The organism is Halobacterium sp. KA-6 (assembly GCF_021029015.1).
GTDB lineage: Archaea > Halobacteriota > Halobacteria > Halobacteriales > Halobacteriaceae > Halobacterium.
This window is the reverse complement of the sequence record NZ_JAJJZH010000007.1, coordinates 18,287-33,101: the sequence shown is the minus strand read 5'-3', so window position 1 is coordinate 33,101 and position 14,815 is coordinate 18,287. Positions and strand designations below refer to the sequence as shown.

The 14,815-nt window shown below is 66.5% G+C and carries 18 protein-coding genes; 10 read left to right on the top strand and 8 right to left on the bottom strand.

Annotation, left to right across the window (positions count from 1 at the left end; translation table 11 throughout):
• Positions 1 to 30: 30 nt before the first annotated feature.
• The 4 genes from LPA46_RS13620 to LPA46_RS13605 all read left to right on the top strand — a co-directional run bounded on the left by LPA46_RS13620 (position 31) and on the right by LPA46_RS13605 (position 3,682).
• Positions 31 to 2,031 carry a PGF-CTERM sorting domain-containing protein gene (locus LPA46_RS13620; protein WP_230892940.1) on the top strand — a complete coding sequence of 667 codons (2,001 nt, stop codon included), beginning with the start codon at positions 31 to 33 and terminating at the stop codon, positions 2,029 to 2,031.
• A gap of 102 nt (positions 2,032 to 2,133) precedes the next feature.
• Complete coding sequence (gene srp19 / locus LPA46_RS13615) at positions 2,134 to 2,415, top strand: signal recognition particle subunit SRP19 (protein WP_230892939.1); 282 nt, start codon at positions 2,134 to 2,136, stop codon at positions 2,413 to 2,415.
• Entirely contained in the window at positions 2,415 to 2,642 is a 228-nt protein-coding gene (locus LPA46_RS13610; protein ID WP_230888718.1) for an H/ACA ribonucleoprotein complex subunit GAR1, read from the top strand. Before srp19 ends, LPA46_RS13610 begins: the two co-directional genes overlap by 1 nt.
• A gap of 47 nt (positions 2,643 to 2,689) precedes the next feature.
• Complete coding sequence (locus tag LPA46_RS13605; protein ID WP_230892938.1) at positions 2,690 to 3,682, top strand: presenilin family intramembrane aspartyl protease PSH; 993 nt, start codon at positions 2,690 to 2,692, stop codon at positions 3,680 to 3,682.
• Positions 3,683 to 3,826: 144 nt separating this feature from the next.
• Here the strand turns inward: LPA46_RS13605 and LPA46_RS13600 are convergent, their stop codons facing one another.
• Positions 3,827 to 4,825 (bottom strand): ornithine cyclodeaminase family protein, encoded by a 999-nt coding sequence (locus LPA46_RS13600; RefSeq protein ID WP_230892937.1) that lies wholly within the window; start codon positions 4,823 to 4,825, stop codon positions 3,827 to 3,829.
• Positions 4,826 to 4,866: 41 nt separating this feature from the next.
• A complete protein-coding gene (locus tag LPA46_RS13595) occupies positions 4,867 to 5,079 on the bottom strand; it encodes a hypothetical protein (RefSeq protein ID WP_230888721.1) in 213 nt (70 codons plus the stop codon).
• Between the two features lie 136 nt (positions 5,080 to 5,215).
• On the opposite strand from LPA46_RS13595, the gene LPA46_RS13590 reads away from it, so the two are divergent.
• Positions 5,216 to 6,433, top strand: coding sequence for an MFS transporter (locus LPA46_RS13590; RefSeq protein ID WP_230892936.1), 1,218 nt, complete (start codon positions 5,216 to 5,218; stop codon positions 6,431 to 6,433).
• Between the two features lie 9 nt (positions 6,434 to 6,442).
• Here the strand turns inward: LPA46_RS13590 and LPA46_RS13585 are convergent, their stop codons facing one another.
• A complete protein-coding gene (locus tag LPA46_RS13585; RefSeq protein WP_230892935.1) occupies positions 6,443 to 6,841 on the bottom strand; it encodes a DUF3054 domain-containing protein in 399 nt (132 codons plus the stop codon).
• A gap of 23 nt (positions 6,842 to 6,864) precedes the next feature.
• On the bottom strand, positions 6,865 to 7,458 hold the full coding sequence (locus tag LPA46_RS13580; protein ID WP_230892934.1) for a class I SAM-dependent methyltransferase: 594 nt from the start codon (positions 7,456 to 7,458) through the stop codon (positions 6,865 to 6,867).
• 59 nt (positions 7,459 to 7,517) lie between these two features.
• Here LPA46_RS13580 and LPA46_RS13575 point away from each other — a divergent pair, with 59 nt between their 5' ends.
• The 5 genes from LPA46_RS13575 (at position 7,518) to LPA46_RS13555 (ending at position 11,011) form a co-directional block, all read left to right on the top strand.
• Complete coding sequence (locus LPA46_RS13575; protein WP_230892933.1) at positions 7,518 to 8,096, top strand: GNAT family N-acetyltransferase; 579 nt, start codon at positions 7,518 to 7,520, stop codon at positions 8,094 to 8,096.
• A 31-nt stretch (positions 8,097 to 8,127) separates the two neighbouring features.
• Entirely contained in the window at positions 8,128 to 8,340 is a 213-nt protein-coding gene (locus LPA46_RS13570; RefSeq protein ID WP_230892932.1) for a hypothetical protein, read from the top strand.
• A 38-nt stretch (positions 8,341 to 8,378) separates the two neighbouring features.
• Complete coding sequence (gene fen, locus LPA46_RS13565; protein WP_230892931.1) at positions 8,379 to 9,362, top strand: flap endonuclease-1; 984 nt, start codon at positions 8,379 to 8,381, stop codon at positions 9,360 to 9,362.
• A 46-nt stretch (positions 9,363 to 9,408) separates the two neighbouring features.
• Positions 9,409 to 9,669, top strand: coding sequence for a BolA family protein (locus LPA46_RS13560; protein WP_230892930.1), 261 nt, complete (start codon positions 9,409 to 9,411; stop codon positions 9,667 to 9,669).
• Between the two features lie 73 nt (positions 9,670 to 9,742).
• Complete coding sequence (locus LPA46_RS13555; protein ID WP_230892929.1) at positions 9,743 to 11,011, top strand: AGE family epimerase/isomerase; 1,269 nt, start codon at positions 9,743 to 9,745, stop codon at positions 11,009 to 11,011.
• Between the two features lie 3 nt (positions 11,012 to 11,014).
• On the opposite strand, the gene LPA46_RS13550 is transcribed toward LPA46_RS13555, so the two are convergent.
• Genes LPA46_RS13550 through LPA46_RS13535 form a run of 4 tightly spaced genes read right to left on the bottom strand, consistent with a single transcriptional unit; the run spans position 11,015 to position 14,813 of the window.
• Entirely contained in the window at positions 11,015 to 11,692 is a 678-nt protein-coding gene (locus LPA46_RS13550; protein ID WP_230892928.1) for a DUF4013 domain-containing protein, read from the bottom strand.
• 58 nt (positions 11,693 to 11,750) lie between these two features.
• The gene (locus tag LPA46_RS13545) at positions 11,751 to 12,893 is read right to left on the bottom strand and encodes an ABC transporter ATP-binding protein (RefSeq protein ID WP_230892927.1); all 1,143 of its coding nucleotides are present in this window, start codon (positions 12,891 to 12,893) and stop codon (positions 11,751 to 11,753) included.
• Position 12,894: 1 nt separating this feature from the next.
• A complete protein-coding gene (locus tag LPA46_RS13540; protein WP_230892926.1) occupies positions 12,895 to 13,773 on the bottom strand; it encodes a carbohydrate ABC transporter permease in 879 nt (292 codons plus the stop codon).
• Positions 13,773 to 14,813, bottom strand: a complete 1,041-nt coding sequence (locus LPA46_RS13535; protein WP_442908255.1) for a carbohydrate ABC transporter permease — start codon at positions 14,811 to 14,813, stop codon at positions 13,773 to 13,775. Before LPA46_RS13535 ends, LPA46_RS13540 begins: the two co-directional genes overlap by 1 nt.
• Positions 14,814 to 14,815 lie beyond the last annotated feature (2 nt).

Sequence of the window (14,815 nt, the reverse complement as noted above, 5' to 3'; positions counted from 1 at the left end):
CCTTTGTGTGTCGCCGACACAGCTGCAATTATGAGACGCGTGGCCGTCGCACTCGTCGTCATCCTCGCGACACAGGCTGTCGGCGCTGCCGCCGTACAAGGACCACTCGATGCGGACGCGCAGTCCTCGAACGTGCAGGTGGCGACCGAGCCCGACCGCGGGACAGTCGACGCCGCGACCGCACAATCGTCGACGATTCAGAAGGACATCGAACTCCACCTCACGCCGTCCGAACCAGGTTCCGTCGACGTCGTGGCCACGTACGACATCCCGGATGCTGTGACAGCGCTGAGCGTGACGCTTCCCTCGGGCGCTGAAAACGTCGACTCGGAGTCGTTCACGCAGACGCCCGACGGCTACGAGTGGGACGGAACGACCAACCCCGCGACGCTGCAGTTCACGCTGCCCGCGAACCAGACCGCCAGCGGCTCGCGCGGACCGACCGTGCAAGCCGGCGGCGACTACTCGTTCGTCGACACCGGCGAGTGGGCGCTCATTACGGTCCCCCAACTTCGGACGGGATGGAGCTACCGCGGGCCGGAGGGATCAGTAACTATCACGGAGGACGTCACCGTCGCTGGTGAGGGCTCGACGGGCGGCGAAATCGCGTACCTCGGGCCCGTCGAAGAGTACACGCAGACGGCGAACGGCCAGCAGTTCACGCTTGCCGTTCCCGAGCACGCGTCGATGGTCGAGTCGTCCGGCGAGGTGCTGGACGCGCTCGGCGCGGCGTCGAGCCAGCTCCACGTCGGCGCGCGGGACGACGACGTCTGGTTCGTCGCTGCGCCAACGAGCGCCGACTGGGGCGTTCGTGGCGTCGAGTACGGCGGCAACGACGCGTGGGTGGTCGCCGATGCCCGGATCGACAGAGCCAGTAACGTCTGGTTCCACGAGTACGTCCACACCAGGCAGTCGTTCAGCACGGCGGAGAGCGGCCGGTGGACGATGGAAGCTGGCGCCGAGTACTACGCCGCTCTTCTGGCGCTACAGACTGACTACGTGAGCTTCTCGGCGTTCGAGACGCACATCTCGTACGGCGAGCGCGACCCGTGGAGGGACGCCATCCTCTCGCAGCCGTCGACGTGGCCCGTCGGCGCAAACTACGTGAAAGGCAGCCTCGTCTGGGGAGCGATCGACCGGCGCATACGCCTCGTCACGAACAGCACTGCAACGATGGCCGACGTCCTCTACCGACTGAACCAGCGCTCCGAATCCGTGACGAACGCGAACGTGCTGGCCGTGGTGCTGGAGGTCTCCACTCCGTCGGTCGAGGAGCGCGCGAACCAGTACACGAACACCCGCGAAACGCCCGAGATGTGGACGCGCAGCCAGCATGCCGACGCGTTCAGTACGCAGCCTGCGCACATGAACTTCGAGGTGCAGGAATACCGCGTCAGCGGGCCGTTCCGGAACAAGACGTTCGCGCAGCCGCCGACGCTGTACGTCGGCGAAACCGTCACCGTCGTCGGCTCGGTGACCAACGACGGCGGTCAAACCGGCGAGTACGTCGCCACCGTCGGGTTCGAGGGTGATGTGCTCGTGGAGACGCGCGGCGACCTTACGTCAGGCGAAACCATCGAGGTCGCGCTCCGCGAGGAAGTGGGTGCTGCCGGCACGTACAACGTGACTGCCGGCCGGACCACGGCCACCCTCGACGTACGGAAACCGGGGAACCTCTCCGTGAGTGACCTCTCTGTGGCCGAGTCCAGAGTCCAACCAGGAAGCGACGTGACCACAACTGTCACGCTCTCGAATCCCAACGACGTGCCCGCGACGGGACCGGTCGCCGTAACTCTCGATGGCGAGGAGATCGCGACCGTCGACGCGTCGCTCGCTCCGGGTGCGACCGTCACTCGAACGCTGAACGTGACGCTTCCGGAAGCGGGCCAGTACACGCTCGCAGCCGGCGACGCGTCGGTGACTGTGTCTGCCGGTAACCTCGGAACTGGCACGGGTATTCCCGGATTCGGCATCCCGGTCGCGCTCCTCGCGCTGCTCGTCGCCGGACTACTCGCGCGGCGCTTCGAGTAGCGTTACTGGCTGCTGGGGGCGCTCCACTCCCTCGTTTCGTGGCCTCACTTCGTTCGGCCACGCGTCCGATACCGTTTAAGGGCGCGACCTGCTAGCCGACGTATGGTCGAGAACGTCATCTGGCCCGCGTACTTCGACGCGACGCTGTCGCGTCGCGAGGGCCGCCGCGTCCCCGAATCCCTCTCCGTCGAAGACCCGACGGTTGACGAGGTCGCGACCGCCGTCCAACAGGTGGGCTACGACGCGGTCGTCGAACGCGACGTCGCGTACCCACGCCAGCAATGGGAGGACTCCGGGCGCGTCCTCGTGAAGGGTGCCGACGACGCCGGGAAGTCAGACCTCCTGCAGGCCGTCGCGGCGTACGTGACGGCGCTGCGCGAATAATGGAGCGCGCCGGCGACGTCGTCCGTACCGCGCAGAACGTCGCAGTCGTGCGCTGCGAGAGCGACGACCATCCTGACATCGGGGCTGTAGTCGTCGACCAAAACCTCGACGAAGTCGGGCGCGTCGTCGACGTCTTCGGGCCGGTCGAACGCCCCTACCTCTCGGTCACGCCCAACGAGGGCGTCCACCTCCCGGTGCTGGTCGGCCAGACGCTGTACATTCGGTAGGTCGGCGAGTCGCAAAGCCAAAGCACGGGCGGGCCGACTGCCCGGGCATGAAGGATTCGCTGCGCGGCGTCCCGGTGATCGTGGGCGTCGTCGCGCTGTTTCTCGTCGTGCAGTTCGGCGCGCTCGCGCTCCTCGAACCGTTCGAGAGCGCCGGCCTCCAGTCCACCGAGAACCCCCAGAACCCGCTGAACAGCATTTTCTACGTCGCGTTCCTGCTGGTTGCGACGGCTGGTATTCTGCTGGTCATCAAGTACGACCAGCAGTGGATTCTGCGCGGGTTCATCCTGTTCACGAGCGGGTTCATCGCGACGTACGTGTTCGGGGTCGTGCTCCCGACGGTCGAGCTCGCGGGGGTGGACCTCGCGACCTACGGGCCGGCAGTCGCGCTCGTCGTCGCGCTGTACGTCTACCCGGAGTGGTGGGTCATCGACAGCGCGGGCGCCATTCTCGGAATGGGCGCGGCGGCATTGTTCGGAATTAGTTTCGGGATTCTGCCGGCACTCGTCTTGCTGACGGTGCTGGCCGTCTACGACGCCATCAGCGTCTACGGCACCGAGCACATGCTCACGCTCGCGGAAGGCGTGATGGAACTCCGGCTCCCCATCGTGTTGGTTGTGCCGGCGACGCGCGGCTACTCGTTCCTCGAAGAAGCCGACGGCGACGCCGAAGTCGTCGAGGAAGAAGACATCGAGGGTGACGAGGAGAGCGAATCCGAGGAGCGCCAACTCGAAGGCGTCGACGAGGAGGAACGCGAGGCGTACTTCATCGGGCTCGGGGACGCCGTGATGCCGACGATTCTCATCGCAAGCGCGGCACATTTCCTCGACACGCCCGTCGTATTCGGCGTGGAGTTGGTGGCGCTAGCCGCGATTGTCGGGACCCTAATCGGGCTGCTCGTCCTGATGCGGATGGTGTTCGCGGGTCGTGCGCACGCCGGTCTCCCGCTGCTGAACGGTGGCGCTATCGCGGGCTACCTGGTGGGTGCAGTCGCAGCGGGTATCCCACTCGTGGAAGCGCTCGGGCTCGCGCCGTACGTCTAAGCGCGCTGAAGTCGCGACTAGTCGGGGCGAACAGGTGGCGAAACGAAGTCGCGGACCGGGCCACCACACTCCCGCCGAACCGCTCCGCGCAACTCGTCAAGTCACGGGACCCGGTGGTCCCGCTCTCGTACTTCAACCTTCGTCCTACTCGCCGGTGAGCGCCTCGCTCGCGGGCGCGAACTCGATGTCGGTGCCGAGGCCGCGCTCGCTCGCGCGCTCGTAGAGCATGTACGCGGCCGCGGCAGTCTCGATGCCCGTGCCGCCGCTGTCGAAGACGGTCACGTCGTCGGCGGAGACGCGACCGGGCGCGTTCCCGGCGACCACGTCGCCGAGTTCCGCGTGGACGTGGTCCTCCGTGACGACGCCCTCCTCGAGCGCGTGGATGAACGAGCCGGCGTCCTGCGTGACGCGGTCGCGGAGATCGGGGACGTAGACCGCACGTTCGATGGTTTCGGCGTCGAGTTCGTGCTTCTCGGGATGGTACTGTCCCATTGCTGTAACGTGCACGCCGTCCGCGAGGTCCGCGCTGTCGAAGACAGGTTCGCTCGCGTTCGTCGCGGTGACGACGACGTCTGCACCCTCGACGGCCGCGGTACTGGACGAGACAGCCTCGACGGAGATGGCGAGGTCGTCGTCCATCTCTGCGGCGAACGCTTCGCGGTTGGCTTCAGTCGGCGAGAACACGCGCACTTCTTCGAAGTCTCGGACTGTGGCGGTCGCGCGGAGTTGGCCGCGGGCTTGCGCGCCACTTCCGATGACGGCGAGCGTGCTGGCGTCCTCGCGGGCGAGCGCGTCGACGCCGACCGCGCCCGCCGCACCCGTCTTGAACGGGTTCATGCGCGCGCCGTCGACGATGGCGATCGGTTCGCCGGTGTCGGCGTCGAACAGCGGCGTGACGAACCACGCGTCGGCGTCCGCGAAGCCCGCGCTGTACATGTAGCCCCCCATCGCGCCGGTCTCCGGGAGGATGGCAGCGTACGCGGTGAACATGCCGGGCGGGGACTTGTTGAGGAGTTTTGTGCGCGGCTTGGCGGGCGCGCCCTCGCCGCGTTGTCGGTACGCGTCGCGGACAGCGTCGACGTAGTTGGCGGGGTCTGCGAGCCCTGCGACGTCGTCGTCAGAGAGGAACAGCGTCTCGGTCATACGCGCCGTTTCGGCGGTCGCGTAGAAAAGGCTCGTGGGAGTTAGTCTGCGGACTCGTAGCCGGGGTCGGCGTGCCGCTCGGTCACCGACGCGGGGTCGTTGACGAACAGCCCGTGCGCGGTCAGCGCGGTCGCCACGACTGCACCGAGCGTGAGCGCCACGGTGAGGTCGACGCCCACCGCGTAGAGGCCGCCCGCGAGCCCGATCAGCGAGAGCGGGAGCGCCGCGAGCAAGGCGTCGTAGTAACTGCTCATGGTCACCTGGTACGTCTGCGCGCAGCCACATAATAGTTTGGTGCAGGTTTTGCGTATTATCTGCATAAGTTATAGCACTCGGCTGCCGGAGGCCACACGCCTATAACGCTGACAGGCGATTCTGCGCCTGTACACAGTGAACCGGAACGACCGCTCTATCGTCGGACTCGTGGCGCTCGCACACGCCATGGTCCACACGTACGAACTCTCCATCCCGATTCTCATCCCGCTGTGGCTGGATACATTCCCAGTCGGCCAGGGCACCATCGGACTCGTCGTCGCTGCAGGCTACGCGCTGTTCGGCCTCGGCGCGCTCCCCGGCGGCATCCTCTCGGACACCGTCGGCTCGCGCCGGCTCATCGCGGGCTGCCTGTTCGGGATGGCCGCGTCGTTCGCCCTACTGTCGGTCGCGCCCTCCATCCTCGTCGTCGCGCTCGCGCTCGTCTGCTGGGGGGTCGCCGCCAGCGTCTACCACCCCTCCGGGCTGTCACTCATCTCCACGGGCGTCGAGGACCGCGGCGACGCCTTCGCGTACCACGGCATCGCCGGCAACGTCGGCACCGCCGCCGGCCCGCTCGCGGTCACGCTTCTGTTGCTCGTAGCGGACTGGCGGGTCGTCACCGCGCTGCTCGCCGTGCCCGCCGTCGTCGCGGGACTCGTCGCCCTCCGCGTGCGTTTCGACGAACACGCTGCCGTCGCCGCTACCGACGGCGGCGACTCGAAAGCCAGCGTCGGCATCTCCTCGGTGAGCGAGTTCCTCGCCGAATCGAAACTCCTGCTCGCCGGACCGTTCGTCGCCGTCTTCGTCATCGTCATGCTGAGCGGGCTTTACTACCGGGGTATCCTCACGTTCCTCCCCGACCTGCTCTCCGAGCTGCCCGCGTTCGCACCCGTCCAGTTCGCCGGCCGCGAACTCGAGCCGTACCGCTACGCGTACGCCGGCCTGCTGATGGTCGGCGTCACCGGGCAGTACGCCGGCGGGAAACTCACCGAGCGCATCCCGACCGAGCGCGGCATCGGCATCACGTTCGCCGCGCTCGCGGTACTCGCCGTCGTCTTCCTCCCGGCCGCGAACGCCGGACTCCTGCCGCTGCTGGTGGTCGGCGCACTCCTCGGGTTCACGCTGTTCGTCATCCAGCCGATGTACCAGGCGACCGTCGCCCAGTACACGCCCTCGGGGACGCGCGGGCTCTCCTACGGCTACACCTACCTCGGCGTGTTCGGCGTCGGCTCCGCCGGCTCCGCGATGGCGGGGAGCATCCTCGAATACTCGAACGCGACCGTGCTGTTCGGCGTGCTCGCGGTGCTCGCGCTCGGCGGTGCGAGCATTGCAGCCGTGCTCGCCGCCCGGTAGCGGCTCCTTCTAGCTACGGTAGTCGACGATTACGAGCGTGAGGAATCGCGCGACGGTGAGCGCTATCGTGCCGAATACGAGCGCGACGACGAAGAACTGGGGGTCGGCGTTCCCCGGGAAGAACGGTGTGCCGCGCAGCAGTTGCGCGAGGAAGTCTGCGCCCAGCCACGACGCCGCGCCGTACAGCAGCGCGGCGCGCGTGGACTCGCGGACGCTGGCGTCGTAGCCGCCCGCGAACGGCGCGACGACCACCCAGCCGACGACGAACGGCACGAGCACGCCGGCGTACCGCTGCGGCGTCAGTGAGCCGTGCGAGAGCGTCCCCACGAGCACGAACGCGAAGATGGCCAGCAGGTCACCCGGCAGGAATCGAACGACTGCGCGCGGGTCGGCGTCGTAGAGGTCCATATCGGAGCCTTCGGAACGAGGGACTATGTTGGTCCCGGTTCGACGCCGACGACGGTGTACGCGAACCCGCGGTTGAGCACGCGAGCGTCCAGTCCTTTCTTCTCCATCCGCGCGGCGAGGTCGACGGGCGCGTCGAACGACGAGTGGAACGCGACGGCGTGCTCGGCAGCGACAAGCAGGCGGCCTCGCAGCGTCTCTGAATTGAAGTCGCGGACGACGAGCACGCCACCGGGTCGAAGAACGCGCTTTGCTTCCGCAAGCGCACCGTCTCGGTCGGGGAAGTGGTGGAGCGCGTCCACGATAGTAATCGCGTCCACGCTGTCGTCGCGGTACGGGAGTGCGGCAGCGTCGCCGCGAACTGCTGGCAGTCCGCTCTCGCGGGCTTCCGCCAGCATCCGAGCGCTGGCGTCGACGACCGTGACGTCCCGGCCTGCGACCTCGGTGGTGTCCCGAGCGAGCGCACGAGCCGCGCGCCCCGTGCCACCGCCGACGTCGAGCACGCGCTCGACCGAGCGTTCGGCCGCCGCCAGCCCTGCTACGAGGTCGCCGCGGTCCGCGGCCGGCATCACGAGGTCGTACACCGGCGCGAACCACTCGAAGTACTGGACGTCGTGCATACACCTTCCTTCGGCCCGCAGGCACGCAACTCTTTGCCCTCGCCATCCAACCGACGGGCGTGCAGTACGCGGTACTCGGTGGTCCCGACGACGGCCCGACGCTCCGCCTCGACTGGCGGGCGTTCAGCTACGCCGGGAAGTTCGTGATGTCGAACACCGGGAAAGCGATAGCGTTCGAGGGCGCGCCGCTGGCCGAGCGCACGAACTGGCCGCCGGCGGCCCGCGACGCCGACGACCCGGTTGCGGATATTGTGGGTGCTGTCTCGTTCAACGACGACCGCACCGACTCCGGGACGGCGTGGCTGCGGTACGTCACGGTGCGCGAGGACCGCCGCGGCGACAGCATCGGAGCGCGCCTCTGCGCGTTCGCGGCCGACCACCTGCTTGCTGACCACGAGCGCGTTAAGATTGCGGTGAACAACCCGTTGGCGTACGAAGCGCTCCACAAGGCCGGGTTCGGGTTCACGGGCGAGGAAACCGGCATCGCGGAGTTAGTGTTGGAGCGTCCCTGCGCGGACCGCGCGGCGCGCTATCAGGACGGCCTCGACGTCTACCGCGAACGCGACCTATCCGAGGAGGAAGCGGCGTTTCTCGACCGGAAGGCTGGCAGCGGGCCGCCCGCGCGAATCGACTCGTAACTTTTTCCGGGTCCGGCTCGGATCCCAACTCGTGACGCTGCTCTCGACGGCCCTGCTTGCGCTCGGTGCAGTCCACCTCGCTGCTAGGATTCCACTGCTGCTCGCGCCCGGATTCGTGCGTACCAGCCTCCCGGAGCGGTACGCCGAGGCGGTCGGCAACCGCGGCGAGTGGCGTGGCTTCGGTGTGGGTGTGACCAGTATCGGCATCTCCTTGCTCCTCGTTGGGAACGGCATCGCGTCGTAGCTCAACCGTTAAATCCGGGGGCCGCCTACGGGCGCGTAATGGGTAACGCGGACCTCCGGCAGCTCGCGGTCATCGAGGAGGTCCCCTTCGACGAATTGGAGGGGGACGTGGTGGCCGTGGACGCGCACAACTGGCTGTACAAGTACCTCACGACGACGGTCCAGTGGACCAGCGAGAGCATCTACACGACCAGCGAGGGCATCGAGGTCGCGAACCTGGTGGGCATCGTGCAGGGCCTGCCGAAGTTCTTCGAGCACGACCTCACGCCGATTTTCATCTGGGACGGCGGCGTCACGGAACTCAAAGACGAGGAGGTCGAGGCACGCCGCGAGCAGCGCGAGCGCTACGAGGAGGAACTCGAAGAAGCACGCGAAGCGGGCGAGGCAATCGAGGCCGCACGCCTGGAAGCCCGCACGCAGCGCCTCACGGAGACCATCCACGAGACCTCCCGGGAACTCCTGGACCTGCTGGACGTGCCGCAGGTCGAGGCGCCCGCGGAGGGTGAGGCGCAGGCAGCGCACATGGCGCGCGTGGACGACGACGTCGACTACGCGGGCAGCGACGACTACGACTGCCTGTTGCTCGGCGCGCCCGTGACGCTCCGGCAACTCACGAGCAAGGGTGCGCCCGAGCGAATGGACTTCGAAGCGACGCTCGACGAGCACGACCTGACGTGGGAGCAACTCGTGGACGTCGGCATCCTCTGTGGCACGGACTTCAACGAGGGCATCACGGGCTTCGGTCCGAAGACCGCGCTGAAGGCCATCCACGAGCACGGCGACCTCTGGAGTGTCCTCGATGCCGAGGGTGAGCACATCGAGTACGCCGACCGCATCCGCGAGATGTTCTTGAACCCGGACGTCACCGACGACTACGACCTCAATCTGGAGCCGTCGCCGGACATCGACGCAGCGCGTGAGTACGTAATCGAGGAGTGGGAGGTCGACGCTGCGGAACTTGAACGTGGGTTCTCCCGCATCGAGGACAGCGTCGTCCAGACCGGGCTCGACCAGTGGACCTGACGCCGGGACCCACGGGCTTTTCTCGCCGGCTCACCGAATAGAGAGTATGGACCTGACGTTCGCGGATATCGAAGCCATCATCGAGGACGAGATTCCGGACGCCGAGGCGACTATCTCGCGGATGCGCGGCGAGCACGACGACGACCACCTCGCGGCAACCGTCGTCTCGCCCGCCTTCGAGGGCAAGCGCCTCGTCCAGCAACACCAGCTCGTCTACGATGCCCTCGACGAACACATGACTGAGGAGATTCACGCACTGGAGTTGTCGACGTACACGCCCGAGGAGTACGAAGAGCACGCACAGTAGCGGTGTCTCGTTCGAGCCCCGTCGAGCGGATGCGAAGGAATTAGTGGGGCGTCTACGAATCACTCACTCGACTATGAGTACTGATTCTGGCGACCTCGCGGCCGAGTACCTCCCGAAGCTCCGACGGAACCTCGAGGACGTCGTCCTCGACTTCTGGCTCCCGCGGTGTCTCGACGAAGAGCACGGCGGATACCTCCTGAGTTTCGACGAGACCGGCGACTTCGCGGGCAACGACGACAAGATGATCGTGACTCAGTCCCGGATGCTGTGGCTGTTCTCCCGGCTTTCTCGGGCGGACGTCGTCGACGGCGACTACCTCGACGAGGCCGAATTGGGCTTTGAATTCCTGCGGACGGAGATGTGGGACGGCAACCACGGCGGGTTCTACTGGGAAGTCGACCGCACAGGCAACGTTCAGAAACCCCGCAAGCACCTCTACGGGCAGTCGTTCGCGCTCTACGGACTCTCGGAGTACTACCGCGCGACCGGCGATGACGCCGCCCGGGACCTCGCCGTCGAGCTCTTCGAGACTATCGACGACGCGGCCAAAGACCACGCCAACGGCGGCTACCACGAGTACTTCGAGCCCAACTGGGAGCAGGTTACGACGGGAACGACGTACCTTGCGAACATCGAACCCGACTGGTCGCCTAAGGAGTCAGGGGAAGCGGTCCTCGATCCGACACTGAAGCTCATGAACACACACCTCCACCTCATGGAGGCGTTCACGACGTTCTACCGCGCCACTGGCCACGACACCGCCCGCGAGCGCCTCCACGAGCTGCTGGACGTGCTCACGAACACGGTTGTCCGCAAGGACCTGACGGCGTGCACGGACAAGTACGATCCCGACTGGACGCCGCGGCTCGACGACGAGGACTTCCGCGTGGTCTCGTACGGCCACGACCTCGAGAACGTCTGGCTGACGATGCAGGCCGCCGACGCGCTGGACGTCTCTCCGCGGCTGTTCGTCGACCTCTACGAGTCTCTCTTCGAGTTCTCACTGGAGCACGGCTACGACGACGAACACGGCGGCTTCTACTTCTTCGGCCCGCTAGATGGGGACGCGACCAACCGCGTCAAGGCGTGGTGGGTGCAGGCAGAGTGCATGACTGCCGCACTGCGCATGTACGCGGCGACCGGCAAGGAGACCTACCGGGATGTCTTCGCGGAGACGTACGACTTCGTCGAAGAGTATCACGTCGACGACGAGCACGGTGAGTGGCACTCTGGCGTCGACGATGACCGGCAGCCGCTGGGTCGGAAGGGCGCGATGTACAAGGGCGCGTACCACAACGGTCGCGCGCTCGTGGAGTGCATCGAGACGCTGGAGTCGCTGTAGGAGTTACGCCGCGTCCACGACGTCGGGGATGGCGCGGCTGACGCCGCGACTCCAGAATGCGATGGTCACGACCTCCGCGTAGAACGCGACGAAGAATCCGACGGCGAACGGTGTCGTGGCGCGCGCGACGATAAGCAGAAGACTCCCCACGACGACGCCGACGAGGACGTCGTAGAAGTAGCCGCCGTGGGCGGCTGCGCGACGGAGTACGTCGAGGTCGATCGCTGCTCGGAGTCTGCCGGTCGCGAGGTAGTTTGCGAGCGCGGCCGGCAGCAGGTAGACGAACGCGACTGCCAACAGTAGTGACGTCGTCGACCCGAGTGCGAAACCCAGCGAGACCGTGAACGGGATCTCGCCGGCGGGGAGCGAGAACTGAGTCGCGCCCGCGACGGTCACCAGCAGCGTCACCGCTGCCGGGAGGAGAAACGCGGCGACGACAACCGTGCCGCCGACGCCAAGGCGGAGAATCTCACGGATGTTCCCGAGCGGCGGCAGCGCGTCGAAGCGCTCGTCGGCGTCCCTGCCTGCGGTCTCACGAAGGACGACGAGCAGGTACCCGAGCACGACGACCAGCGGCGCTACCGGAACGTAGACACTGAGGAGGTGGAGTGCGCCGCCGGCGAGCAGCGTGTCGAAGCCGCGCTCGCCGCGGAACGGGTACGCGAAGGGAGCCGGTACCATTAGCGTGTGTCGGGAACCGCTCGCGACGCAAGGGCGTTCCGGGACGCGAGCGGCGAGTCTACAGGACGGGGTCGACGTCCTCGACGGTGTCCAGCGACCGATTCAGCACGGCGTCGCCGGTGTCGGCGTCGAAGAAGTGGACGGCCTCCGGTGGGAACCGGACGACGACCGTGTCGCCTTCGTCGACGCGACGCAGGCCGCCGATGGTCGCGGTGAATGTCTCGGGTTCGTCGCGGTCGGCGTCGAAGGTCATGTGGACGTAGTTCTCGTCGCCCTTCGGCTCGACAACGTCGACGGTCACCTCGTAGGTGTGGCTGTCGTCGAGGTCGGCGCCGACTTCGACGTCCTCGGGTCGGATGCCGAAGACGACGCGGTCGTCGTTGACGGCGTCGCGGTGGCGCTCCGCGAGCGCGTACTCGAAGTGCTCGGCAACCAGTCGGTCGCCGTCGACGCGCGTCTCGTAGGTGTTCATCGACGGTTCGCCGATGAACTCTGCGACGAAGAGGTTCGACGGCTCGTGGTAGCACTCAAGCGGCGTGCCGACCTGCTGGAGTTCGCCGTCGTCGAGGATGGCGATACGGTCGCCCATCGTCATCGCCTCCGTCTGGTCGTGGGTGACGTAGATGGTGGTCACGTCGAGGTCTTCTTGGAGGCGCTGCAGTTCCGTGCGCATTTGCGCGCGGAGCTTCGCGTCGAGGTTCGCCAGCGGCTCGTCCATGAGGAACGCCGCGGGGTTGCGGACGATGGCGCGGCCGAGCGCCACGCGCTGTTGCTGGCCGCCGGAGAGCTCGCCGGGTTTGCGGTCCAGCAGCTCCGCGATGCCCATCATCTCCGCGGTCTCCGTGACGCGCTCGCGGATGTCCTCGTCCGGGAGGTCCGTCGACTCTTCGAGGCCGAAGGACATGTTCTCCCGGACGGTCATGTGGGGGTACAGCGCGTACGACTGGAACACCATCGCAGTGTCCCGTTCCTGCGGACGCTTGTCGTTGATGACCTCACCGCCGAGCCGGATGGCGCCGTCGGTAATGGTCTCCAGACCTGCGATGGTCCGCAGCGTCGTCGATTTGCCGCAGCCGGATGGCCCAACGAGCACGAGGAATTCGCCGTCCTCGATGTCGATGGATACGTCGTCGACTGCGACGATTTCGTCGCCTCCGTCGTCGAACGTCTTCGTGATGTGGTCGAGTTGTAGTTCTGCCATGTTAAGCACCTCCGCCAGCGACACCCTCGGCGAACTGTTCGCCGAAGAAGATGTACACGAGCAGGGTCGGGAGCGCGGTAATGAACGCGCCCGCCATCTGTAGGTTGTACTGGCTCACCATCGACCCCTGGAGCGAGGTCAGGGAAATCGTCACAACGTCGTTGCTCGGCTGCTGGATGAGCACGAGCGCGAACAGCAGGTCGTTCCAGATGTTCGTGAATTGGTAGATGAGAGCGACGGCGAACATCGGAATCGACAGCGGCAGGATGATCCGCCGGTAGATTTTCGCGATGCTGGCGCCGTCCAGTCGCGCGGCCTCCAGCATCGAGTCATCCAGCGACTTGTAGTGCGCGCGGAACAGCAGCGTCGTAATCGGGACGCCGTACGCAGTGTGCGTGACCGCGAGCGCGACCAGCCCCGAGCGGTCCGCGACCGGCGGCAGCCACGCGAAAACCGACGCCAAGTCGACGATGGACCAGAACCGGGACAGCGGCACGAGCACGGACTGGTAGGGGATGAAGATGCCCGCAACTAGCAACACGAGCACGAACGCCTGTCCGCGCCAGTTCGTGTTCGTCAGCCCGTACGCGACGAGACTGCCGAACGTCGCGGACAAGAGCGTCGCGGGAATCGTGAACAGGAGGCTGTTCACGAGGCCGCCCTGGAGGCGTTCGAACGCCTGCCCCCACGCGTCAAGCGTGAACGTCGATGGCGTCGGCGGGACCACCGGCGACGTCTGGAAGAACCCGGTCTGGGTCTTGAACGCCGTCATGATAGCGCTCTCAAGCGGCGAGAGGTAGAACGCGACCAGTAGGCCAAGCGCCGCATACAGGCCGACGCGATTCCACGCGACAGCGGAGTCGGATTGTCCGGTAGTCATCAGAGTTCACCTCGCTTGAACTGCAGGTAGAGGTACGGTGCGATGACCCCGAGCGCGAGCGCGAACAGAATCATCGCGATCGCAGAGCCGTACGCCCAGTTGGTGGTGCCGAACGACTCGCGGTACATCATCATCGCGAGGATGTCTGCCGAGGGCCCGGGCCGGGTCCCGAACATCACGTACAGGAAGTCGAATGCCTTCAGCGCGAACACCATCAGCACCACGGCAGCGCTGGTGGTCGACGCCCGCAACTGGGGGACGATGATCCGCCAATACATCTTCAGGAGGCCGGCGCCGTCAACTTTCGCGGCCTCGTACTGGTCGGACGGAATTGCGCGCAGGCCGGCGAGGTAGACGACCATCGCGTAGCCGCTGAACTGCCAGACGAGCGCGAACATCACCGCGAACAGCTTGAACTGCGGGTCGCTGATCCACTGCTGGGTGAGCGACCCGAGGCCAATCGTTCTGAGCCCCTGGTTTATCAGCCCCGACTGGGGGTTGTACATCCACGCCCAGAAGATGGCCGTCACGACGAACGACAGGCTCATCGGCAGGAGGTAGATGGTGCGGAACGTGTTCTCGAAGCGGATGTCGCGGTCGACGAGAATCGCCAGCAAGAGACCGACTGCCAGCGCCGCGACCGTGAACACGACGAGCAGGACGAACGTGTTCCGGAGCGCCCAGTACTCTTGGGGGCCGGAGAGCAGTCCGCCCGCGAACACGCCCTCGAAGAACCTCGTGTACATCTCGAAGTCGAAGGACTCGTACGTGGGCTGGCGGAGTCCCCGCCAGTCGGTCAGCGAGATGAGGAAGTTCCAGCCGATGGCGCCGTAGACGAACAGGCCGACGAGCAGCGTCGCCGGTAGCCAGAACGGCAGCGACTGCGCGAACTCGCTGTCGAGCAGCCGGCGGAACTGCGAGGACTCGCCGGTGGTGGCGGCGTCACTGGTCGTTCCGCCGTCCGTGCGGACGTCTCCTCGGGTCTCCCCTGGGTCGTCCTCTTCGGTCACGCCGAGCGATTGCAAAATACGGGAACGCATTT